Origin of the sequence: Amycolatopsis sp. ATCC 39116 (assembly GCF_000231075.2) — a bacterium.
GTDB classification, from domain to species: domain Bacteria; phylum Actinomycetota; class Actinomycetes; order Mycobacteriales; family Pseudonocardiaceae; genus Amycolatopsis_E; species Amycolatopsis_E tucumanensis.
In genome coordinates, this window is sequence record NZ_AFWY03000001.1 from 14,257 (window position 1) to 36,322 (window position 22,066).

22 protein-coding genes are annotated in these 22,066 nt (G+C 68.8%); 4 read left to right on the plus strand and 18 right to left on the minus strand.

Going from position 1 to position 22,066, the window contains the following annotated elements; all coding sequences use genetic code 11:
* Window positions 1-122: 122 nt before the first annotated feature.
* Genes AMY39116_RS47245 through AMY39116_RS0300115 form a run of 3 tightly spaced genes read right to left on the minus strand, consistent with a single transcriptional unit; the run spans window position 123 to window position 1,719 of the window.
* On the minus strand, window positions 123-710 hold the full coding sequence (locus AMY39116_RS47245) for a YdcF family protein (protein WP_235716021.1): 588 nt from the start codon (window positions 708-710) through the stop codon (window positions 123-125).
* A complete protein-coding gene (locus tag AMY39116_RS47250) occupies window positions 617-1,099 on the minus strand; it encodes a hypothetical protein (protein WP_235716022.1) in 483 nt (160 codons plus the stop codon). Before AMY39116_RS47250 ends, AMY39116_RS47245 begins: the two co-directional genes overlap by 94 nt.
* Before the next feature lie 56 nt (window positions 1,100-1,155).
* Window positions 1,156-1,719 (minus strand): TetR/AcrR family transcriptional regulator, encoded by a 564-nt coding sequence (locus AMY39116_RS0300115; protein WP_027935502.1) that lies wholly within the window; start codon window positions 1,717-1,719, stop codon window positions 1,156-1,158.
* 84 nt (window positions 1,720-1,803) lie between these two features.
* Here AMY39116_RS0300115 and AMY39116_RS0300120 point away from each other — a divergent pair, with 84 nt between their 5' ends.
* Window positions 1,804-2,709: an aldo/keto reductase gene (locus AMY39116_RS0300120; protein ID WP_020415668.1), complete on the plus strand. Its 906-nt coding sequence runs from the start codon at window positions 1,804-1,806 to the stop codon at window positions 2,707-2,709.
* 745 nt (window positions 2,710-3,454) lie between these two features.
* Here the strand turns inward: AMY39116_RS0300120 and AMY39116_RS47995 are convergent.
* Both AMY39116_RS47995 and AMY39116_RS0300135 read right to left on the minus strand, forming a co-directional pair.
* The gene (locus AMY39116_RS47995; RefSeq protein ID WP_369794286.1) at window positions 3,455-3,901 is read right to left on the minus strand and encodes a hypothetical protein; all 447 of its coding nucleotides are present in this window, start codon (window positions 3,899-3,901) and stop codon (window positions 3,455-3,457) included.
* Window positions 3,902-4,638: 737 nt separating this feature from the next.
* Window positions 4,639-5,028 carry a helix-turn-helix domain-containing protein gene (locus tag AMY39116_RS0300135; protein ID WP_020415671.1) on the minus strand — a complete coding sequence of 130 codons (390 nt, stop codon included), beginning with the start codon at window positions 5,026-5,028 and terminating at the stop codon, window positions 4,639-4,641.
* Between the two features lie 123 nt (window positions 5,029-5,151).
* On the opposite strand from AMY39116_RS0300135, the gene AMY39116_RS0300140 reads away from it, so the two are divergent.
* Complete coding sequence (locus AMY39116_RS0300140; RefSeq protein WP_020415672.1) at window positions 5,152-5,994, plus strand: enoyl-CoA hydratase/isomerase family protein; 843 nt, start codon at window positions 5,152-5,154, stop codon at window positions 5,992-5,994.
* An 87-nt stretch (window positions 5,995-6,081) separates the two neighbouring features.
* Window positions 6,082-7,581 carry a carboxylesterase/lipase family protein gene (locus tag AMY39116_RS0300145; RefSeq protein WP_027935503.1) on the plus strand — a complete coding sequence of 500 codons (1,500 nt, stop codon included), beginning with the start codon at window positions 6,082-6,084 and terminating at the stop codon, window positions 7,579-7,581.
* Window positions 7,582-7,626: 45 nt separating this feature from the next.
* Here the strand turns inward: AMY39116_RS0300145 and AMY39116_RS0300150 are convergent, their stop codons facing one another.
* The 4 genes from AMY39116_RS0300150 to AMY39116_RS0300165 form a co-directional block, all read right to left on the minus strand.
* Window positions 7,627-8,700 carry a phosphotransferase family protein gene (locus AMY39116_RS0300150; protein WP_063710122.1) on the minus strand — a complete coding sequence of 358 codons (1,074 nt, stop codon included), beginning with the start codon at window positions 8,698-8,700 and terminating at the stop codon, window positions 7,627-7,629.
* A 14-nt stretch (window positions 8,701-8,714) separates the two neighbouring features.
* Entirely contained in the window at window positions 8,715-9,950 is a 1,236-nt protein-coding gene (locus AMY39116_RS0300155) for an acyl-CoA dehydrogenase family protein (protein ID WP_020415675.1), read from the minus strand.
* A 101-nt stretch (window positions 9,951-10,051) separates the two neighbouring features.
* Complete coding sequence (locus tag AMY39116_RS0300160; protein WP_020415676.1) at window positions 10,052-10,741, minus strand: HAD-IA family hydrolase; 690 nt, start codon at window positions 10,739-10,741, stop codon at window positions 10,052-10,054.
* On the minus strand, window positions 10,738-11,547 hold the full coding sequence (locus AMY39116_RS0300165; RefSeq protein ID WP_020415677.1) for an SDR family oxidoreductase: 810 nt from the start codon (window positions 11,545-11,547) through the stop codon (window positions 10,738-10,740). The genes AMY39116_RS0300160 and AMY39116_RS0300165 overlap by 4 nt, the downstream gene beginning before the upstream one ends.
* 227 nt (window positions 11,548-11,774) lie before the next feature.
* On the opposite strand from AMY39116_RS0300165, the gene AMY39116_RS0300170 reads away from it, so the two are divergent.
* Window positions 11,775-12,692, plus strand: a complete 918-nt coding sequence (locus AMY39116_RS0300170) for an NADPH:quinone oxidoreductase family protein (RefSeq protein WP_235716036.1) — start codon at window positions 11,775-11,777, stop codon at window positions 12,690-12,692.
* Window positions 12,693-12,734: 42 nt separating this feature from the next.
* Here the strand turns inward: AMY39116_RS0300170 and AMY39116_RS0300175 are convergent, their stop codons facing one another.
* From AMY39116_RS0300175 to AMY39116_RS0300215, 9 genes are all read right to left on the minus strand, one after another.
* Window positions 12,735-13,592 carry an enoyl-CoA hydratase-related protein gene (locus AMY39116_RS0300175; protein WP_020415679.1) on the minus strand — a complete coding sequence of 286 codons (858 nt, stop codon included), beginning with the start codon at window positions 13,590-13,592 and terminating at the stop codon, window positions 12,735-12,737.
* Window positions 13,592-14,044, minus strand: coding sequence for a MaoC family dehydratase (locus AMY39116_RS0300180; RefSeq protein WP_020415680.1), 453 nt, complete (start codon window positions 14,042-14,044; stop codon window positions 13,592-13,594). Before AMY39116_RS0300180 ends, AMY39116_RS0300175 begins: the two co-directional genes overlap by 1 nt.
* A 30-nt stretch (window positions 14,045-14,074) precedes the next feature.
* Window positions 14,075-15,091 carry an alpha/beta hydrolase fold domain-containing protein gene (locus AMY39116_RS0300185; protein WP_020415681.1) on the minus strand — a complete coding sequence of 339 codons (1,017 nt, stop codon included), beginning with the start codon at window positions 15,089-15,091 and terminating at the stop codon, window positions 14,075-14,077.
* A 163-nt stretch (window positions 15,092-15,254) separates the two neighbouring features.
* Complete coding sequence (locus AMY39116_RS0300190) at window positions 15,255-15,830, minus strand: QsdR family transcriptional regulator (RefSeq protein ID WP_020415682.1); 576 nt, start codon at window positions 15,828-15,830, stop codon at window positions 15,255-15,257.
* Window positions 15,831-15,839: 9 nt separating this feature from the next.
* Window positions 15,840-16,586, minus strand: coding sequence for a TetR/AcrR family transcriptional regulator (locus AMY39116_RS0300195; protein WP_020415683.1), 747 nt, complete (start codon window positions 16,584-16,586; stop codon window positions 15,840-15,842).
* Between the two features lie 69 nt (window positions 16,587-16,655).
* Window positions 16,656-18,281, minus strand: coding sequence for an AMP-binding protein (locus AMY39116_RS0300200; protein WP_235716023.1), 1,626 nt, complete (start codon window positions 18,279-18,281; stop codon window positions 16,656-16,658).
* Window positions 18,229-19,263, minus strand: coding sequence for an ABC transporter permease (locus AMY39116_RS0300205; protein WP_020415685.1), 1,035 nt, complete (start codon window positions 19,261-19,263; stop codon window positions 18,229-18,231). The genes AMY39116_RS0300200 and AMY39116_RS0300205 overlap by 53 nt, the downstream gene beginning before the upstream one ends.
* Entirely contained in the window at window positions 19,260-20,882 is a 1,623-nt protein-coding gene (locus tag AMY39116_RS0300210) for a sugar ABC transporter ATP-binding protein (protein ID WP_157358329.1), read from the minus strand. Before AMY39116_RS0300210 ends, AMY39116_RS0300205 begins: the two co-directional genes overlap by 4 nt.
* The gene (locus AMY39116_RS0300215; protein WP_084505967.1) at window positions 20,879-22,033 is read right to left on the minus strand and encodes a substrate-binding domain-containing protein; all 1,155 of its coding nucleotides are present in this window, start codon (window positions 22,031-22,033) and stop codon (window positions 20,879-20,881) included. The genes AMY39116_RS0300210 and AMY39116_RS0300215 overlap by 4 nt, the downstream gene beginning before the upstream one ends.
* Window positions 22,034-22,066 lie beyond the last annotated feature (33 nt).

The following is a 22,066-nucleotide window of genomic DNA, read 5'->3' on the forward strand; positions in this document are numbered from 1 at the left end:
CTCAGGGGCAGCCCCGCGAGGTCCGGGTGCTGCTCCGAAGCAGTTCCCGGACCAGATCCGGGGTGATCTCGGCATCGGTCATGCGCCGGCGCGGTACCGGGGCCCCACCGGTCTTCCGGGCGTCAGCCGAACGCCACCACCCACGGCGCCACCGTCAGCACCGCGAGGGCCGCGATGTTGGTGCGCCGGTAATGCGCCAGCAGCGCGACGAACTCCCGCAGGAACGCGCTGGGCAGGAAGTACCAGGCGGTCGGCGCGCCCACCACGGCCATGTCGAGCCTGCGGCGCCGGGCGATCACCGCGGTGCGGAACACGTGGTAGTTGTTCGTGACGGCCACGACCCGGCCCCGGCGGCCGTGGCGGGCCAGCAGGTCCGCGCTCAGTCGCAGGTTCTCCTCCGTCGTCACCGCCTCCTCCTCGGTCAGCACCCGCGACTCCGGCACACCGGCGGCGAGGAGGTGCTCACGCATCGCGGCCGCCTCGGTGACGGTCTCGCCCGGCCCCTGCGCGCCCGACACGACGACCACGGGCCCGGCGCCGCGGCGGGCCGCACGCCGGTACAGGCGGACCGCGGTGTCCAGCCGGCTCGCCAGCAGCGGCGGCACCTTCTCCCCGCTCAGTCCCGCGCCGGGCACCACGATCGCCGCGATCCGGTGCGGCCGGACGAGCCGACCGTAGAGCAGGGCGTGGAACGCCACGTAGCCGACCACCAGCGCCACCGAACCCGCCGCGGCGCTGATCCAGCGGGCCGGCCGGCGATCGCGAACACCGCCACGCACCCGGCCAGACCGAGGCCGGCGAACAGCGACAGCAGGTTGGCCGGCCGGCGCCGTTCGCGCTGCCACATCAGCACACCGTTGACGATCAACGCGACCGGCAGGACCAGGTTCAGCGCCACCAGCAGCACCACCAGCGCGCCGCGCAGCACACCTGCCAGCCACGGCACGTGGTCGGCCGCCGACACCACGAACAAGATCCCGCACAGGGCCGTGATGCCGAGCCACACCGCGTTGCCGAGCCGTCGCGGCTCCCGCACCACACGCAGCACGAAGATCACCAGAGCCGCCACCGCGGCCGATGCGTAGAGAGCGCTGCTCACCGTGTTCTCCCGCCCGCCGGACCGCGACATCGAGCCACCGGCCCGGCTGGGCCGGTTCACCGCGGCCGCAGCGCGTCCACGACCAGGTCGAACAGCCGAGCCACCTGCCCCTTCGGGCTGTCGGACGTCGTCGCGAGCAGTGTGCCGAGGAGCAGCGTGGTGACGTCCCCGGCGTCGACGTCGTCGCGGAACTCCCCGGTGCGCGTCCCCGCATCGAGGATCGCGCCGATCGCTCCGGTGATGCGCTCCCGCGTGGCCGGCGTCGCGATCGCTCCCGAGGCCCATCCGGCGCGCAGCGTGTCGAGCATCCCGCGCTTGGTCGCGACGAACGCCGCGTAGCGCTCCATCCACGCCCGCAGCGCCGCTTCCGGCGGCCGCTCGCGCAACAGTTGCTCGGCGCTGGCCGTCACGTCGTCGAGCTCGGCGGCGTAAACGGCTTCGACCAGCGCCTCACGCGTCGGGAAATGGCGGTAGAGCGTGCCGATCCCGACACCTGCCTCGCGGGCGATCGCCTCCAGCGACACGGCGCCCTCGGCGGCCGCGAACACCTCGCGCGCCACGGCGAGGAGCTTCTCACGGTTGCGCCGGGCATCGGCGCGACCCGGGCGGGGAGAACTCAAAACGGAGGCACCTCCGGTTGTGCTACGGTGAATCTAACGGAGGCTCCTCCGTTTCTTCCATCATCGCACGAGGACAGGATTTCCATGACTTCCACTCGTCCCGGCGGCACCGGCCCGCTCGCCGGCCGCATCGTTTCCCGTGTCGGATTCGGCGCCATGCAGCTCGAACGCCTGCACGATGACCGCGATGCCGCCCTCGCCCTCCTGCGCCGCGCGGTCGAACTCGGCATCGATCACGTCGACACCGCCCAGTTCTACGGCAACGGCTTCGTCAATGAGGTCATCCGCGAGGCGCTGCGGCCCGAGGACGGCGTCCTGGTCGCCAGCAAGGTCGGCGCCGACCCCAACCCCGGCGGCGCCATCCCGCTGCGGTCCGCGCAACGCCCCGAGCAGCTGCGGGCGAGCGTCGAGGACAACCTGGTCAGCCTGGGCCTCGACCGGATCCCGCTGGTCAACCTGCGCCGCCTCGACACCGGCCCCGGGCTGCGGCCCGAAGGCGACCAGGTGGTCGATCTCGACGACCAGCTCGCGGTGATGATCGCGATGCGCGACGAGGGCAAGATCGGCGCGATCGGGCTCAGCGCCGTCACGCTCGACGGTCTGCGTCACGCGCTCCCGGCCGGCATCGCGTGCGTGCAGAACTCCTACAGCCTCGTCGCGCGCGACAACGAGGACATGCTGCGGCTCTGCGTGGCCGAGGGCATCGCCTGGGTGCCGTTCTTCCCGCTCGGCGGCGCCTTCCCCGGCATGCCGAAGGTGACCGAGGAGCCCGCCGTGCTCGACGCGGCCAAGGCACTGGACGTCACCCCCGCCCAGGTCGGTCTGGCCTGGCTGCTCCACCACGCCCCGAACACGCACCTCATCCCCGGCACCGCGAGCGTGAACCACCTGGAGGCCAACGTCACCGCGGGCTCGCTCGTGCTCGACGAGGCCACCCTCGCCATGCTGGACTCGGTCCCGGCGCGGGTTCAAGAAATCCCGCTTGGGTAGACGTCGAGATTCGGCGCTGGAGTCGATGGGCCTGTGCCCGGCGTACGCCCGCGACCGCAACCTCGAGAGCGTCTCCGGTAACGCGCTGTGGGTACTGCTGTTCCCGGATATCGCCACATTGCCGCGCTGGGAACGCGGCCAGCATCTCAACATCATGTGCCCCGCTGTCTGCTCGTCAACGGATCGGACCACCCCGACGAGCGAGGTGAGACGGTCCCGCATCTCATCCACGGCGCGGTTGGTGAAGCCAGTGCCGACGTGCCCGGCGAAGAGCAGCCGGCCGTGCTCGTCGTGGACGCCGGGCAACCCCCCGCGCGGCGGCCTCACCGGCTGTACAGCCGCCGATAACGATCTCGGCGGTGCGACGCAGCGGGGTTTTGATCCAGTCGCGAGTATGCCGGCCCGGCACGGAGGAGGAGGTGAGACGTTTGGCCACGCTGCCTTCCAGTCCCTGCCCGTCGGCAGCCTCGAGCAGGGTTGCCCAGCGATGTCCGCGCCGAGGAAGTGTGCGGGAACTCGCACGGTCGATGGGGCTTCCGGGGCAAGGTTGGCCAGCCGTGCCCGGCGCTGCTCATGCGGTGCGGTGAGCCGGCCTTCCCCGCGCTGGTGCGGTAGGTCGAAGAGGTAGAGCCGGACGGGGTGCGACTCCGGCAGCGCGCGGCCGCAGACGGACCGGCCCCATTCAGGCTTGCAGGCGGCCGAAATCCGGGGCGCCCGTGCTCGTCGCAGCCTAACGAGCTCGCCGTCAAGCAGCACCGCGCCGCGCCGCAGCGTGCGAATGAGTGGGAGGAGGCGGTCGCACGTCTGATCCAGGGCGTGGTAGCTCTGCCGCGAACTGCAGGTACCTGGGCACCTTGCAGTAGGCGATCCGAGCCGAACAGTGCTCGGTGATGGCTGCTGGATCCGCGTCTTGCCCCGACTCGAGGACGTTGAAGGCCTTGATTTCCTGGTCCCCGTGCTCGACCGCGACGCCGACCACGCCGCAGTCGCGGACCGAACGGTCGTCGATGATCGCACGCTCCACCTGCGCAGCGGGACCCGCCCGTACCAGGGCCCTGGGACTCGCAGGGCGGGTCGGAAAACCCGCGGATCGCTGCAGCACGGCGCCCCGGTCTCGGTCTGGCCGTAGAGCTCGTGCACGCCGTCTCCCCTGCTGCGTACTCCATCGCGGTCGATTCCGGTGCCGAGTCATCACGCCCGTGCAACTGGTGGCGATCCCCCACGGTCACCATGCCTGGAAGGCATCTTCACAATCGGCCTCCTGGGCGGCCGGTTCCCGACCGACGGTCTCCTGCGGAGCCTCGCGGACCTCCACGCCGCCGGCGCCGCCAACCTCGCCTGCCCAACGACGAACCCGGCGCCCCTGGAGCCGTGCGGCACGGGGAAAGCCTGCACCGCGAATTCGAGCTCATGGCCCAGACGGGCCTGACCAGCGCGGAGATCCCGCACTCGGCAACCACCGACGCGGCGTGAGCGTTCGGCCTGACCGAACGCGGCACGATCGCACCGGGCCTGCGAGCCGACCTCGTCCTGATCGGCGGCGACCCGCGAACGCGCCGTCTGGTTCGCAGGCACCGAGATCGCCACCGCCGCGAACCGGTCTGAAAAGGACGGTTGACGGACGGCATCACCAAGATCCACGCAGCTCGCGCTCAGGGGTGGCTTCTTCCCTACGCCCCAGGTGCGGGCGCCGGTCGCGCTGAGGTCGCGGCTGGACGCACCTGCGCGGCACGGGGCCCGGGTGGAAACCACGTCCGCGTGGTGTACCACTCCCGGCGGCCGGGCCGGCGACATGTCCGTGATGACCAGCACCAGCTGATCCCCCGGGCTCGCGGCGGACACGTCCATGGGAGCGGGCCGGCGGGAATCGGCTGATGCGCCGAGCGAACCGGTCCCGGCCAGGTGGCACCGACCGTCACTGCGCCGATTTCATCGGGGCGGCGTGGCGCCGACCGCGCCGTCGTACTCGCGCTGTGCTGCGATGATCTGCTCGCTGTGGTGGACCGTCCACTCGTACAGCTGCAGGAACGGGTCGCGGAGGGACTCTCCAAGCGGCGTGAGGGAGTACTCCACTCCGACCGGCGATGTCGGCAGCACTGTGCGACGGATCATGCCGTTGCGCTCCAGCCTGCGCAGTGTCTGTGTCAGGACCCGTTGGGTGACGCCCTCCAAACGCCGCTTGAGTTCATTGAACCGAGTCGGCCTTTCCAGGACCGCCATGACCATCATCGACCACTTGTCCGCGATCTGATCGAGGATCGGACGGCTCGGGCAGTCCGCACTGAAGGTCCATGCCGTCTGCTGAGCCGAGGTGGGCATCGTGGTGTCCTCCGTGATCCCTGGTGTCCCGAAAGTGCGTTATTGACGACGTTAGAGGCTCGCGCGAGCCTAAGTATGTATCGCATACCAGCGAACAGGCAACGACGAAACGGAGCGACTCTGATGGTTCTGGACGGCTACAACACGCTGCGGGCGACCAGCGAGAACGGCATTGTTCGGGTCGTCCTGGACAACCCGCCGGTGAACGTACTCGGTGCGGTCATGATGCGTGAGGTGCGGGACCTGCTCGCCGCCGTTCGTGAGGACTCCTCGGTGAAGGTCATCGTGTTCGAGAGCGCGAATCCCGAGTTCTTCCTCGCCCACGTGGACATGCAGGTTGCCGACCGCATGGACATCCTGGAGGACCTCGCCGCGTCCGCGCCGGAGGGGGTGAACGTCTTCCAGCTGATCGGGGAGCTGATCCGGCGGCAGCCGCAGGTCACGATCGTCAAGCTGGCGGGCAAGGCGCGGGGCGGCGGAGCCGAGTTCGTCGCGGCCGCGGACCTCGCCTACGCGGCGGAGGAAACCGCGGGACTGGGACAGGTCGAAGCGTTGATGGGTATCACGCCGGGCGGCGGCGGGACTCAGTACCTGCGTGAGCGAGTGGGCAGGAACCGGGCATTGGAGATCGTCCTCACCGGCGAACTCGTCGACGCCCGCACGGCCGCCTCGATCGGCTGGATCAACCGCGCGGTTCCGGCGGCGGACCTCGATGCGTACGTGTCCGACGTCGCGTCGAAGATCGCAGCGCTCCCTGACGGCGTGATCGCCGCGGCGAAGAAGGCACTCCCGCCCACCGAGTACGGCCAGGGACTGATCGCGGAGAACGACGCTTGGGCCGGTCTGGTCGGCCTGCCGGCGGCCCAGCGGATCATGGGCACGGCCCTGACGAGCGGAGCACAGACCCCCGGCGGCGAACGAGACCTCGAGGCACTCCTCCGCGCGATCGCTGCCAAGGGAGCGTAAGGCCGTCCTCGCGGCACCACCACCTTGACGGCCTCGGTGACGCGAGTCACCATGCTACATAGTTGTAAAATGTAGCAGGAGGCTTCCGTGGTCGAGGTTCAAGTCACCGGTGGGACAATCCGGGGGATCACCAAGGACGGTGTGGCGCGGTTCCTTGGCGTCCCTTATGCGGCGCCACCGTTCGGTGCGCACCGGATGAAGCAACCGGCAGCGGTGCCACCGTGGGACGGTGTGCGAGATGCGACATCGTGCGGGCCGACCGCGCCCAAGGGTGAGTATCCGCCGCAGTACCAGGCCATCTTTCCTGAGCCGGTGATCGCCGGCGAAGAGTGCCTGAACCTCAACGTATGGACTCCGTCGCACGCCCTCTCGGGTGGATCCCTGCCGGTCTTCGTGTGGGTGCACGGCGGGTCGTTCACGAACGGCTCCAATGCGGTAACGGCCTATGACGGTTCCGCGTTCGCCCGGGACGGCGTCGTGTGCGTCACCATCAACTACCGCTTGGGCGCGGAAGGCTTCCTGTTCACGGAGGCCGATCGCGGCACCGGAACCGCGAACCTTGGCCTCCAGGACCAGATCGCGGCGCTCCGCTGGGTCCAGGCGAACATCCGTGCCTTCGGCGGGGACCCCGCGCGGGTCACCGTCGGCGGGCAGTCGGCCGGAGCGATGGCGGTGACGACACTGCTGGCGATGCCGTCGGCCGCCGGGCTCTTCGCGCGGGTGATCGCGCAGTCCGGGGCAGCCGCGAACACCCTGGATGCGGAGACCGGTCTCGCCGTCAGTCGCGTGCTGGCCGACAGGCTCGGCACCGAACCCGATCGCGCAGCGATCGCCGACGCAGGCCTCGATGCGGTGGTGAAGGCCGTCTCCGATCTCGTCACCGAGATCCAAACGACGCGCGATGTCGCGAAGTGGGGTGCTCTCGCGCTCAGCACGCTGCCGTTCGCCCCTGTCATCGATGGTGCGCTCCTTCCGCGGCACCCCCTGGACGCTTTCGAGAGTGGCGCAGGCCGTGACGTCGCGGTGCTGACCGGTTCCAACAGGCAGGAGGCCAGGCTCTTCCTTGTGGCCCCCGGAACGATCGACGAGATCGACGAGACGGCTCTGGCCGAGATATCGGCGGCGTACGGCCTCTCTCCGACGGGGCTTGACAGCTACCGCCGGCACTTTCCTGATCTGGCGCCCGGTGACTTGCTGGCGCAAGTGGTCACCGACTGGTACTACGCTGTGCCGGCCGTTCGCATGGCAGAGGCACGCGAACGTGGCGGAGGGGCGACGTGGGTGTACCGGTTCGACCGGCCGCGTCCGGAGGAGAACCACGGTCTCGGCGCGGCCCACGCGGTCGAACTGCCCTATGTCTTCGACACCACCGGCCGGCCGGAGCTCGAGCCCTTGATCGGGCCGAACCCCGCCCGCGCCATCGCCGCGTCCACGCACAGCGTGTGGGTCCGGTTCATCACCAACGGCGATCCCGGCTGGGCCGCCTACAGCGAGGAGACGCGCACGACGGCACTTCTGGCCGAGACCGTCTCCGTGGCCGACGACCCAGACGCCGAACTGCGTCGCGCCTGGGACGGGCGCCGGTAGGCGTTGCCGCGCAACGCCTACCGGCGCGTGAGGCTTCGCTTGTGCTCAGTCGCCGAGGCCGGCAGCCTCGGCGACAGCCCAAGCCCTCTCGACCGCCATGCCGATCGCTTCCCGGGTGGCGGGGCCACCTTCGGCGGCGTTACGCGGGTCCTCGATCGTCCGGCGCAGCACGCCCTCGGCGATGATGGCGATCTTCCAGAGCCCGAAGACATGCCAGTACTCCAGGTCGGAGCCGGAACGACCGGACGCCTTGAGATACGCGTCGGCCAGCGCGGAGCGGGTCGCGAACCCGGGCAGCGCCGAAGCGGCGAACAGCTGAGTAGGCCCGTCTCCGGCCTCCGGCCAGTACGCCAGCAAACTTCCCACGTCCGCGAGCGGGTCGCCGAGAGTGCTGAGTTCCCAGTCGAGCACCGCCCGGACCGCGCTACCGTCAGGGTCCAGGATGACGTTGCGGATGTGGAAGTCGCCGTGCACGAGAGTGACCTCAGCCTGCTCCGGCATCCGGCGACGAAGCAGCTCGGTCATCGCGTCGAGCCGCGGCAGGTCGCGGGTGCGGGAATCCTCCCACTGTCGCGACCATCGCCGGAGTTGCCGGGCCGCGTACGGTGCCCGGCTGGCGAGTTCACCCAAGCCGGCCGCGTCGATGTCGACGCGGTGCACCTCGGCCAGCGTTCGTGCCAGCGACGGCCCGATCGCCGTGCGGGTGCCGAGGTCCAGTGCGTGTGCGATGTCCATCCGGTCGACGACCAGACCGTCGACGTGCTCCATCACCACGACGGGCGACTCCGCGAGCTGTTCGTCGCGGTACTCGGCCACCGTTCGCGGAACCGGCACCTCGGTGCCCGCCAGTGCCTCCAGGATGCGGTACTCGCGCAGCACGTCGTGGGCCGAGGCCAGCAGGTGTCCGCGTGGCGGCCGCCGAACGATCCACCGGCCGCCCGCGCCGTCCTCGACCAGGTAGGTCAGGTTCGATTGGCCCAGACCGACGCGCGTGGCCGCGAGTTCCCCGGTGACGTCGATTCCGTCGCGGCGGAGCAATCTCCCGAGCGTGTGCAGGTCGAGTCCGATGTCGTCTTTCGTCGTGCGCTCCACCCGCTCCGCCTTCCTCGTCCGCGTCATCGGATACCGCTTGCTCAGCCTTGCCCGTTCGACGTGGGAGCCAGCCGCCGCAACTCCCGCTGGGCGATCGTGCGCTTGTGGACCTCGTCGGGGCCGTCCGCCAGGCGGAGCGTGCGCGCGTAGGCGTAGAACTGGGCAAGGGGAAAGTCTTGAGTCAAGCCGCCCGCCCCGTGGACCTGGATCGCGCGATCGATGATCTTCAGTGCCACCTGCGGGGCAGCGACCTTGATCGCGGCGATCTCGGTGCGTGCCGACCGGTTGCCGACGGTGTCCATCAGCCAGGCCGTCTTCATCGTGAGCAGGCGGACCATCTCGAGGTCGATCCGGGACTCGGCGATCCAGTCCTGGATGTTGGCGCGGTTCGCGATCGGCTCTCCGAACGTGACCCGGCGCTGCGCCCTGGTGATCAGCATGTCGAGTGCGCGCTCCGCCATCCCGATCGCCCGCATGCAGTGGTGGATACGCCCCGGGCCCAGCCGGGCCTGACTGATCATGAACCCGTCGCCCTCGTTCGCCAGCAGCGCGGTCTTCGGCACGCGGACGTCCTCGAAGATGATCTCGGCATGCCCCTCCCGGTCCAGGTAGCCGAAGACCGGCACGCCACGGACGACGGTGACGCCAGGTGTGTCGAGCGGGACGACCATCATGGACTGCTGCCGATGCGGCGGTGCCTCGACGTCGGTCTTGCCCATCACGATCAGGACCCGGCAATGGGGGTGCAGCGTGTTGGACGCGAACCACTTACGGCCGTTGAGCACATAGGAGTCACCGTCGGCTTCCATGCGCAACTGCACGTTGGTGGCGTCCGAACTCGCGACCGCGGGCTCGGTCATCGCGAACGCCGACGAGACCGCTCCGGCAAGCATCGGCTTGAGCCAGGTCTCTTTCTGTTCTTCCGTGCCGAAGAGCTGCAACACCTCCATGTTCCCGGTGTCGGGTGCGTTGCAGTTCGTCGCCTCGGGCGCCAGTTGCGGGCTCCGGCCCATGATCTCGCACAGCGGGGCGTAGTCGGTGTTGCTGAGACCGGGGGAACCCCACTCCTCGTCGTGGTGCGGGTGGAACAGGTTCCACAGGCCACGCTTCTTCGCCTCTGTCTTGAGCTCCTCGATGACCGGCGGATGGAAGTTCGGGTTGCCCGCCTCCGCCATCTGGGCGGCGTAGATCGACTCTGCCGGATAGACGTACTGATCCATGAAGGCCAGCAGCTTCTCCTGGTACTCAAGTGCTCGCGGGCTGGGTGTGAAGTCCATCGACTCTCCTCGGTTGGCGGGCCCGGCTCCGCCGCGGCCAGTGACGAGCGCGCGAAACGGCATCATCTCGCCGCCACCATAAACTGAATCTGTGTTCGGTTTCAAGTCGATCGGCTGCCGCCGCCGGATGCGGTGATGTCCATCCCCAGCAGGTGACCGAGGCGCGTCGTCGTCGCACCGGCTTCCCGGTGCACGATGCCGGCCATGCCGAGTCGCTCGGCGGCATCGATGTTCTGCTGGAGGTCGTCGACCATCACGATCTTGTGCGGCGGGACGCCGAGTCGCTCGCAGGCGATCTCGTACAGCCGCCGCGATGGCTTGCGCACACCCTCACGGCCCGAGATCGCGACGGCGTCGAACATGGTCCCGAGGTCGAGGCCCGCGTAGTCGTCGACGCCCAGCGAGTTCGAGATCAGGCCGACCGGTATGCCGGCGGCGCGCAAGAGGCCGATCAGCTCGATCATGCATGAGTCGTGCCGGATCCGGGACTGCACCGCGTGGAGCAAGCCCCCGTCTCCGCTCTCGGCGCCGTGGGCGCGAAGCCTCCCGGCGAAGGCCGTCTCGAACGTCCTCGCGCTGATGCGGCCTTCTTCGCGGTCGACGAGGAGCCGTTTCGACTCGATGTCGGAGGTCAGCAGTCGAAGCGGGAGCGCCCGGTCGCCACAGACTTCCTGCCCGAAGTCGCCGATCGCGTCGAGCACGCTCGACGTGAGCACACCGCCGAAGTCCACGAGAACCGCTGTCCGACGCGTCGCCGGGACCTGGTGGTTCGCACCGCTGAGGCCGGTCATGCGAGCGTCTCCTGGTAGCGGCGCATTCCCGCGAGCCAGCGGTCGTAGTCGGCGGTCTTGCGTTGATGGAAGCCGAGCACCTCCGGGTGCGGCAGAATCAGGAAGCGTTCGTCGCTAATTCCCTCGAGGACGATGTCCGCGACCTGAAGCGGCTCCATGACCGCCCCCGACCGCGAGACGGCTCTTGCCGCCAGTTGGGCGATCTCGTTGTCGGACTCCATGCCGGCGTTGAACATCGCGGTGTTCACGCCCATCGGGCACAGGCAGCTGACCGCGATCCCACGGGAGCCATAGGTGACCGACATCCACTCGGCGAACGCCACGGCGGCGTGTTTGGTGACCGAGTAGGCCGGAGATCCGAGCTGCGTCAGCAGGCCCGCCGCGGAGGCGGTGGCGAGGAAATAGCCCTGGCCACGCTCGAGCCAGCCAGGCACCAGCAGGCGAGCGGCCCGGACGTGGGCCATGACGTTCACCTCGATTGACCTCGCCCAGTCGGTCTCGTCGGCTTCGAGCCCTCCCCCGAGGGCGACGCCGGCGTTCGCGACGAAGAGGTCGACCGGTCCGAACCGTGTCTCGGCCAGATCGATGGCCGCTCGCAGGTCATCCTCGGCGGAGCAGTCACCGGCCCGGCCGACGACCTGTCCTCGCGTGCGCGCGGCCAAGGTGCCGACCGCGGACTCGACGCCCTGCGCCGTGAGATCGAGGACGACAACGTGGGCGCCGTGCTCCAGCAATCGTTGCGCGACGGCATAACCAATACCTCCTGCCGCGCCGGTGACGATGGCGACTCTGTCTTCCACCTTCATGCAGCTCCTGCCCTCACTATATGAATCCGAATACAGGTTCAGTTTCCATGGTAGATTGAGGATGGTCCGGCAATCAACGAGGAGTCCGACATGCCTGTGTGTGCAGCAGTGAGAACAGCCGACGCCTCCGGCGAGACGTCGCGCGTCCGGTGCGCCGAGGCCGGCCGATGAGAGCGTGGCAGGTCGTGCGCTTGGGGGAGCCGGGGGAAGCGCTGACGTTGACCGAGGTGCCGGAGCCGGAACCTGGGCCGGGACAGGTACTCGTCCGAGTGCTGGGCGCGGCGGCCAACTTCTCCGACGTGCTGATGTGTCGCGGGCTGTACCAGGTCAAGCCGACGTTGCCGTTCACGCCCGGCGTCGAGCTGTGTGCCGAGGTCCTGGGGCTGGGCGAGGGCGTTGAAAGCGTGGCGGTCGGCGACCGGGTCATCGGCGCCTCCGTGGCGGGGGCCTTCGCCGACCTCGCCCTCATGGACGCGGCGACCACGTTCCAGGCCCCGTCGACACTCGACGACGCCGAGGCCGCTGCCTTCTACATCGGATACCAGACTGCGTGGTTCGCACTCCACCGGCGGGCCAGTGTCGCCGCCGGTGACGTCCTGTTGGTGCACGCGGCCGCCGGTGGGGTCGGTAGTGCCGCCGTCCAGCTGGGAAAGGCCGCGGGCGCGACCGTCGTCGGCGTGGTGGGCGGGAGCGGCAAGGCGGAGGCGGCGCGTCGGCTGGGAGCCGATGTCGTGGTCGATCGGCGCGAAGAGGACTTCGTGCTGGTGGTCAACGAGCTGACCGGAGGACGAGGTGCCGACATCGTCTTCGATCCCGTGGGAGGTGAGGCGTACCGGCGATCGACCAAGTGCATCGCCTTCGAGGGCAGCATCGTCGTCGTCGGCTTCGCGGGCGGGGAGATCCAGTCGGCGCCGCTGAACCATCCGTTGGTGAAGAACTACTCCGTGGTCGGCCTGCATTGGGGGTTGTACTTGCAGCGCGATCCGGCGCTGGTGCGACGATGTCACGATGAGCTGACCCGGCTCGCGGCAGCGGGATCCGCCGTACCTCTGGTCAGCGAGCGGATCGCACTGGAAGAGGTACCCGAAGGCCTTGAGCGGCTTGCCGGCGGCGAAACGACCGGCCGCGTGGTCGCGCGGCCCTGACCCGCCGACGGCGGACCGGGGCCGCGGCAAGGGGTGGGAAGTTCAGTCCTTCGCGCCGGTGGCACCTCGCCACCGGCGCGAAAATACGGGCCGTTGCTTGGTCATGAAGGCGTGGACCGCCGCCACATGGTCCGCCGTTGTACCGGTCGCCTTGTGCAGCGCGACCTCGGCGTCCATCGAGTCCTCGAGCTCTTCCCGCGGTGCACGCAGGAGGTTGTCCTTCATTCCGGCCAGCGCCTGCGATGGACCGTGCGCCAGTCGCTTGGCGAGGCTCATGGCAGCGGAGTCGAGCTCGTCGTCGGGTATGAGGCGGTTCACCAAGCCGAGGGCCAGACACTCGTTGGCACCGATCCGCGGACTGAGATAGAGCAGTTCGCGCGCTTTTGTCGGCCCGACCATCCGGTCGAGCAGCCAAGCAGTGCCGAAGTCGCCCGACAGGCCGATGTCGGCGAACGCGGTGACCAGCACCGTGCTGGAGCATCCGATGCGGAGGTCGGCGGCGAGCGCGAGTCCGACTCCGGCACCGGCCACCGCGCCGGGAAGCGCCGCGACCACGGGCTTCGGCGAGCGGTAGATCGTCCCGACGGTGGCGCGCTGGGCCCGGCGTTGCTGCTCGATCGCGGCAGGATCCACTGCCGGCGCACCTCCGCCTTCTCCGCCCTGCTCGGCGAAGGCCTTGACATCGCCTCCCGAGCAGAACGCCCGGCCGGCGCCCGTGATCAGCAAGGCGGCGACGTCATCGAGTTCGTTCAGCTCGGAGAGCGCCTGTGCGAGACCGTCGATCATCTCGGGCGAGAGCGCGTTGCGCCGCTCGGGCCGGTTCAAGGTGATGCGGCCCACCCCATCATCGATCGAGACCAGCACCGGCGCGTCGGATTCACCCTCGAGACGTTGCTGCATCACGGGATCATCAGTGTCAGGGTGTCCGCCACACAGACGGGCTTTTCGGAGCCATCGAGTTCGACGGTGACCCGCGTCGTGGACAGCGCCCCTGCGGCGGCGCGCTCCACCGAGACAAGTTCGACGCCCGCACGAATCCGGGATCCGACGGGCACGTGCGCTGGAAAACGCACTTTGTTGCAGCCGTAGTTGACGGCCGCGGAAAAACCCTCCACCCGGACGATGCCCTCCGTCAGTAGGGGGACGAGCGACAGCGTGAGGAAGCCGTGAGCGATCGTGGTGCCGAACGGACCGGTCGCCGCCCGCTCCGGGTCGACATGGATCCACTGGTGGTCACCGGTCGCGTCGGCGAAGCAGTCGACTCGATCCTGGGTCACCTCGAGCCACTCGCCATGTCCCAGCCGGGTGCCGACGGCCCGCTCGAATTCCTGCAGGCTGCTGAAGACCCTCATCTGCGGCTCCTCTTGTCCTCTGCCCTCGGCTCAGAGCGAGCCGGCGAAGCGGTGGATGTCGGCGATGGTCGCGTCGAAGTACTCGGCCGACGCTTCGCGGAAGATCGACTCGGCGGCGTGCGTGATCCCGAGATTGACCCGTCCGACGACCGGCACCCCGGCATCTTGGAGCTTGCGGAAGTAGGCGATCCCTTCATCGCGGAGGGGGTCCAGCTCGTCGACGGAGATCACATGGGGCGGGAGCCCGCGGACATCCTGCGGGGTCGCGAAGTACGGCCACGCCAACGGATCGGTCGCGTGCATCCCCGTCGGGTCGTAGCTGTGCACGAAGAGGTCCATCTCCGCGCAGTTCACGAAGTAGCCGTCGTTCTCCACGAGCGAGGGCAGCTCCCGTAGTTTGCGCTCCAGGGGCCAGCCGTAGGCCCCGCTGATGTAGGGGACCAAGGCGTAGACCCCGGCGATCTTGTCGCTCCATCCCTCGCGATTGGCGGTCAGCGCCACGGCGAGGGCCAGATTGGCGCCGCCCGACTCGCCCTGCAGGATGATGCCCGAGACGCCGAGGTCGTCGCGGTGCTCGTCGAGCCACCGGACGGCTGCGACGCAGTCGCTCAGTCCGGCCGGAAACGGGTTCGGTCCGAGGTGGTGCGCGTTGCGGAAGCCGACCCCGACGACGACCAGGCCGAGGGCCGCGAGTTCGCGGCACCAGGTGCTCGTCCCGCGGTTGTCGGCCGACACGATCGTCATGCCGCCACCATGGAAGTAGAGGACGGCTGGAAGCCTGCCGCTGCGGCCCTCGGGCTCATAGATGTAGAGGTCGATCGGATTGTCGTCGGCGCCGCGGATCGTCCGGACGGCACGAGTGACCCGTTCCAGCGTGCGACGGGGGTCCGTGTTCGGAAGGGCGTCGAGGAGGAGTTCGGTGCCGGCGTGCGAGTTCTCGATGACGGCGTCGATGTCGGCGGGCGCACCCGAGCGGTCCACCGGGGGATCGGCGGCGGCCGAATCAAGGCCGAACTGCGCCAGGGTCGCCAGCAGCTTGCCGTTCATGCGCGGGTCGGTACGGGGGGCGAGATCCGGGTTGCCCAGGCGCCCGGGCGCCTCGACCGGAAGAAGCGGTGGATGAGCGGACGTCATTGTCATGCTCCTTTGCACGTCGCGAGCGAGAGCCGCGACATGCAACATATTTTGAATTTGTAGTCTGTGTCAACCGTCAGGTGTGACCGCCCAGGAACGCATCCAGCACCCGCTCGGCCCCGGCGGGATCAGGGTCCTGCCCGGTGATCGTCGGGAGGTAGGCGTAGGACTCCGCGATGCGGACCGTCGCGTAGGCGAGCTCGTCCAGCGAGAGCCGCGAGGTGACCCGGCCGGTGCGGAGGTCGTCCTCGAGGTACCCACGGACGGCGGCGACCAGACGTGGCTGGTAGCCGTACGAGGCGAGTGTGAAGATCTTCATCGCCCGCTCGTTCTCCTCCAGCAGGAACCGCTGCGCCGGCCCGTGGAACAGGTTGGCCCGCAGGTAGCCGCCGACGAGAGGGGGCACCCGTGGTCCGGGCAGCGACTCGACCTTCGCCCATTCACGGTCGAGTGTGGCTTGCGTGAGAGGCCAGACGACCTCGACGATCAGCGCGTCGCGGGTGCCCACCCAGCGTTGGAGGGTGACCCGGTTGACACCCAGCTCCTGGGCGAGGCGCCCGATGTCCAGCCGTTCGCCGGCAAGGTACTTCCGCCTGGCCAGGTCCAGGGCTTTGGACCGGCCACCGCTGGTGAACTCTTGGTCGGCACCCATGGGGTCATTCTAGGAACGGGCCCGGCCGGTCCGCTGCCGAGGCCGGTCGGAGCGCCGCGCGGGCGAGCGTTTCTTCGATCCCGGCGCGGACTGCTCCTCGTCCGGGCCGAGCCTCAGCGCGTTGGCCCAGAGCCGGGTCGCCGTGGCGACGAGGTCGTCGAGCGGGACCTCCTCGCCGAGGCAGTACACGACATACGCCATGCGGCTCACCATGCCGGAGAGCGCGCGGGCGGCGAGGTAGGGATCGAGCCCGGGGTCGGCCAGGCCCCGGTCCTGCAGTTCCTTGATGCTGCGCGCGTTGCGCTGCCCGAAGACGACGTTGCGCCGTGCGCGCAGGACCCGGAAGTTCGCGTCGCTGGCCGCCAGCTGGTCCAGGATCAGCATGAGCTTCGCGTTGCGCTGGTAGGCCACGAAGTAGGCCCGATTGCTCGCCTCGATCACGGCGAGGGGCGAGGACTCCTCGGGGTCCAGCCGCGGCAGGCCGGGGTGCAGCATGTCGTGTTCCGCCGCTTCGATCACGGCCTGCAGAACTTCGTCCTTGCTCGCGAAGTAGGTGTAGAACGTACCGACCGAACACTGCGCCTCGGCGGTGATGTCGGCAAGTTTCGTGTCGAAGTAGCCGTCTCGGTCGAAGACCCGGCGGGCCGCGGCGATCAGCGCCGCCCGCGTGCGGTTGCCCTTCGCCGTCGGCGGCTCGCGCAGTGCCGTGGTGTCGGCCAGGCTCGGGACCTCCGTGGACGGGTCGTCGGCCGCCATCGCTACTCCTTCCTGCCGGGCCCGCTCGGCCCAGCCGCACCATCCTGCCAGACGGCGTCCGGTTCCCCGCTAACCGCGGACGGCAGCCGCCAGGAGGGTGTTCTTGTCGAGGTCACGCTTGAGGATCTTCCCGGTGGCCCCCTTGGGCAGCGCGTCCACGAAGTGGTACAGGCGGGGAACCTTGTACGCCGCGAGGCGCTCCCTGGCCCAAGCCTTCAGTTCCCGCGCCGTGACACCGGACTGCGGCCGCAGGGCGAGGACTGCCGCGATCTCCTCCCCGTAGTAGCTGTCCGGGACCCCGAGCACGGCGACCTCCACGACGTCGGGATGAGTGATCAGGACCTCTTCGATCTCGCGCGGATAGACGTTGTAGCCGCCCCGGATGACGAGGTCCTTGATCCGGTCCACAATGCTCAGGTAACCGTCGGCGTCCAGGACGCCGAGATCACCGGTCTTCAGCCAGCCACCGGTCATCGCCGCGGCCGTCGCCTCCGGGCGGTTCCAGTAGCCCTTCATCACGGTCGGTCCTGACACGTGCACTTCGCCGACGACGCCGGGCTCCACGGGCCGATTCTCCTGGTCGCGGATCTCGATCGAGACGCCGGGTGCGGGCCGGCCGACGGTGCCGGGCTTCTTGGTCGTCTTGGCGTCGTTGCTGGTGGCGATGGCGCAGGTCTCCGTGAGCCCGTAACCCTCCAGAATCTCGCATCCGAACCGCTCCCGGAACTCCCGCAGCAGTTCCAGGGGTAGTGCCGCGCCACCGGAAGTCGCGTAGCGCAGTCCGCTGAAGTCGGCCCGCGTACCGCTGCGCGCCGCCTGAAGCATGGCGTTCCACATCGTCGGCACGCCGGACACCAGGGTGATCGCATCCCTGCGGATGACGTCGAGCAGGACGGACGCGTCGAAGGGGGCGATCAAGGAGATCGAGGCCCCGTTGGCGAGGGCGCCGTTCATGACGGCCGCCTGCCCGAAGACGTGGAACAGCGGCAGGCCCGTGGCGAAGCGGTCTTCGACGCGGAACTCGAAACCGTCGAGCAGAATCGTGGCCGCCGCGTCGAGATTGCCGGCCGTCAGCTCCGCGCCCTTCGGTCGCCCGGTCGTGCCGCTCGTGTAGAGGATCACCGCGGTGTCATCCCTGGCGAACTCGTGGACGTCCGTCAGCGGTGCGGCGTCGAAATGCGCGCCTTCGCCCAGTTCCCAGAAGGGCACGCCCGTGGCCTCGGCGGCGGCGCGGGCGGCTCCAGCGCTTTCGTGCCAGGCGAGGACGAGGGACGCACCCGAGTCGACGAGGACGTATTCGATCTCGGGCGCCGTCGACATCGTGTTCATCGTGATGACGGTGACACCCGCGGCGCCCAGCCCGTAGTACGCGACGGGGAATTCGGGCACCGTCGGGCAGATCATGACGACCCGGTCGAAGGGCTCCAGGCCCGCCGCCGAAACGGCGCCGGCGAGCCGGCTGCCCCGCTCTCGCAGGTCCGCGTACGACAGGTCGAGGCGCGCCGACCTGACCGCCACCTTCTGCCCCTGGAGATCGGCTTGCCTCCACACTTTGGCTGCGATGTTCACCTTGGACGGCTCTCCCAGACGTGAGTGACTCGAATTCAGCTGAAATGTACTCGGATTCAATATTCCGGGCCTGTCACGCCCGCAGGGAAGGCGCTCGGGTCCCGGTGTCGTCGCGCTCGGAAGCACTCGGTAATGGCGCCGCACGGCGCCTGCGCAAGCGAGGCCGTGCGCCCGGTCGCCGGGCGACCGCCAATGCCACCGCCGCGATGACCGCGACGCCGTTGAACATGTCGTTGATCCAGGAAATGCTGGTCAGCAGCTGGAGTCCGAGCACGCCGGTGGCGAGCACGAAGATCGCCAGCACGGTGCCCAGAATGTTGAAGCGGCCAGGCTTCAGCTGGGTGGAGCCGAGGAAGACCGCCGCGAAGGCCGGCAGCACCAGCGAGTTGCCGAAAGAGACCGACGGCCCCGTGAGTGAGACATAGAGAACGCCTGCGAAGGCGGAGATCCCACCCGCCGCCACCAAGGAGGCCCAGGACCAGACATCGGTGCGTACCCCGGACAGTCGCGCTGCCTCGAGGTTGCTGCCCGTAGCCATCATGTAACGGCCGACGGGGGTGTGTTCCAGTACCCACCAGGCAATGACGACGGCCACGAGCAGATAGAGGAACACGACCTGGAAGCCGAAGACCTCCTTCTGAGTGATGGCCGACCACAGCGACGATTCCGGCACCGGCGGAAGCTGGGACTTGGTCACCATGGTTTGGAACGCGGTCAACACCGAGGCCATTCCCAGCGTGGCGATGAAGGAGCTCACCCCGAGCTTGACCACGATGAATCCGTTCGCGATCCCGATCGCGATCCCGATCGCGACGGCGATCGCGACCGCGGACAGCACGGGTACACCCTTCTCGACCTGCAGTTGCACCGCCACCATGGCGGCCAGGTTGGCGTTGGCGCCGACGGACAGATCGAAATGCCCGCAGATCATCGGGATCAGGACGGCGGTCGCCACCAGGCCGTTGAGAGCCTGACCGGAGGCGAGCAGATGGACGGTGTCCATGGTCAGGAAGATGTCCGGCCGAAGCACGCCGAACACCACAACGAAGACCACGAGGAGGTAGAGGCCGCTGAGCCGATCGAATTGCAGGTTCGGACGCTTGGTCATGGGCGAGTCCTTCCGGTAGCGGGCGACTGCCCGTGTCCCGAGGGGTTCAGTCGCCTGCTGAGTTCCGCCTCGGTGATCTCGTCGCCCACAAGCGTGTCGATGATGCGACCCCGGTGGAAGACATGGACTTTCGCACAGAGGGCCGCGAGCTCTTCGTGGTCGCTGGAGGCGATGGCCACGGCCAGTCCGCTCGCGGCGGCGTCCAGTACCGTCCGGTGGATGACCGCCTTCGCTCCGACGTCGATGCCCTGGGTCGGCTCGTCGAGCAGGAGTACGCGCGGGCGTTTCCGGAGCCATTTGGCCAGGACGACCTTCTGCTGATTGCCGCCGCTGAGACTGGAGAGAGGCAGATCGGCGCTGGCGGCCGGGCGCACGTCCAACCGTGTGAGCCACGTCGTCGTCTCGATCAGCTCGGCGGCCGTGTCGAGCCGTCCCCGCCGCCAGAAGGCGCTGACGCCTGGCAGGGTGAGGTTCTCCTTGACTTTGAGGCCGACGTGTCCGCCATGCGCCTTGCGGTCGGCGGGGACGAACCCGATGCCGTTCGCGATCGCCAGGTCGGGCCGGCCGGGGACGAGTTCGGTTTCCGCTGTCCGTACTGATCCCGCATCTCGGTGCTCGGCGCCGAAAACGGCGCCCAGGACCGAATCCCGGCCGGAGCCGCTCACGCCGTGGAAGCCGACGATCTCTCCAGGCGCGATCGAGAAGGAAATGCCGTGGATCCTGGCCCCGGTGAGCCCTTCGACGACGAGCACGGAGTCCTCGTCGCGGGTCGCGGCATCCGAGTGAGCGGGACGGTGCAGCTCCTCGAGTTCGCTGCCGACGAGGTGGTGAACGATCTCCTTGCGGGTGAACCCGGTGACGGGGCCCGAGGCCACCGTTCGCCCGTCCCGCAGGACGGTGACGCGGTCCGCGATCGAAAAGACCTCGTCGAGGTGGTGGGTGACGTACAAGATCGCGACCCCAGCGTCGGCCACACCTCTCAGGATGCCCAGTAGCCTGTCGATCTCGGGTGCAGGCAAGGTGGCGGTGGGCTCATCGAGGACGAGAACGCGGGGCGCCGCGCCGCTGTCGGTGGCGAGGGCTCGCGCGATGGCCACACCCGTCCGTTCCGCGGGACTCAGTGTGCCGAGGCGAGCGTCGGGATCCACCGCCCCGAGGCCGACTCGCGCCAGCACCTCCCGGGCGACGGCCCGTGCGGTGCGGGTTCTCACGGTGAGGACACGAGTCGGATAGGCGCGACCCAAATAGAGGTTGTCCACGACCGACATCGCGGGGACGATGCCGAGATCTTGATGCACGAAGCGGAGCCCGGCCCGTCGAGACATGTCACCCGCGTTCGGGGAAATGTCCACTCCCGACACCGTGAGCGTCAGACCCGGGCGCGGATCAGGAACGTGGTAGCCGGAGAGGATCTTGATCAGTGTCGATTTTCCCGAGCCGTTCTGGCCGAGCAGGGCGTGGACCTCGCCGGTCCCGACATCGAGTGCCTCGACGTCGAGCACCGTCCGGCCGCCGAACGACTTGACCACCCGGCGCAGCTCCAAGGCGGGCGTCACGGCAGCAATCCCGGCTGTCTGTGCCGATGGCAGGGTTGGGCTGGTCACGTCGGCGTCCGTCATGGGCCCGGAACCAGCCACAGTTTCTTGAACTGCTGCAGGCCGTCGGCCGGCTCGCGGAAGATGGCGTTGGCCGGCAACTGGTTAGCGGTCGCGCTCGTGATGAGCCGCGAGGGCTGGACGGAGTTCGGGTTCGCGACCGGATCTCCGACCGACTCGCGTGCGGCGATGTCCATGGCGGCCCAGCCCGCGTACCGGAAGTTGTAGGCGATGAACGCCTTGGCCTGGCCCGATTTGAGGCTCTTCAGGGCGCCCGGGTCGATGCCGTGGCCGAGGACCTTCACGTCCGTGCGCCCGGCGGTCTTCAGTTGCGCGTCGAGACCGGCGATCTCGCCGGAGTTGTCGAACACCGCGTACTTGATCGACCGGTCGGCACGGAGCTTGGCGATGACTTGCGCGGTCAACGTGCCGTTGAGTGCGTCGCCGATGGTCGACTTGATCGTTTCGGTCTTGCACGACGGGCAGATCTTGGTCACCTCGGCGGAGAAGCTGTCCGTGAACAAGGTGAGCGACGGGTAGGTGGTGAGATTCACGACCACCGCACTCCCCTGCCCCTGGGCGTCGGCCACGAACCAGTCGGCGAGCTGCTTGCCGGCGAGGACGTAGTGGTTCTGATCGCCGTAGTCGCCGAGCAACGTGTCGGTCCCGGGCACGGGAGTGGTGCCGACGACGATGATCGGGACGCCCGCGGACCTGAACTTGGCGACGGTCGATGGGCTCAGCTGACTCTCGGGAAAGCCGGAATCGACGACGTAGTCCGCCCCGGTTGTGAGCGCTTGCAGCAGGCCCGCGTTGAGCGTCGACAGGTCGGCCGGATCGAACTTGATGGACCGCGCGGTCCATCCGAGAGCCTCGGCCGCCTCTTGGATTCCAGCGTAGATCTCCACGCTGGGCTGGGTCCCGTCCTGGAGGAACACGATGGACTTGCCCGTCGGCGGTCGCTTCGTCAGTGGCGTCGTCGCGGAGATCGTCGTAGGGACTTTCTCCGCTTCCCGCACGGTCGCTTGTGCACCCTCGAGCGCCGCCGGCGACAGGCCTTCACTGGTCTGCGTCGTCGAGCCGCACGCCGTGACCAATGCACTCACGGCGAGAAGCGCCGGTACCAGCACCGTCGCCGACCGGGCCGACGAGATGCCTCTTGTGAACGGTCTCATGATTCTCCTGACTCGTAGGGTTCCACCCGAGCC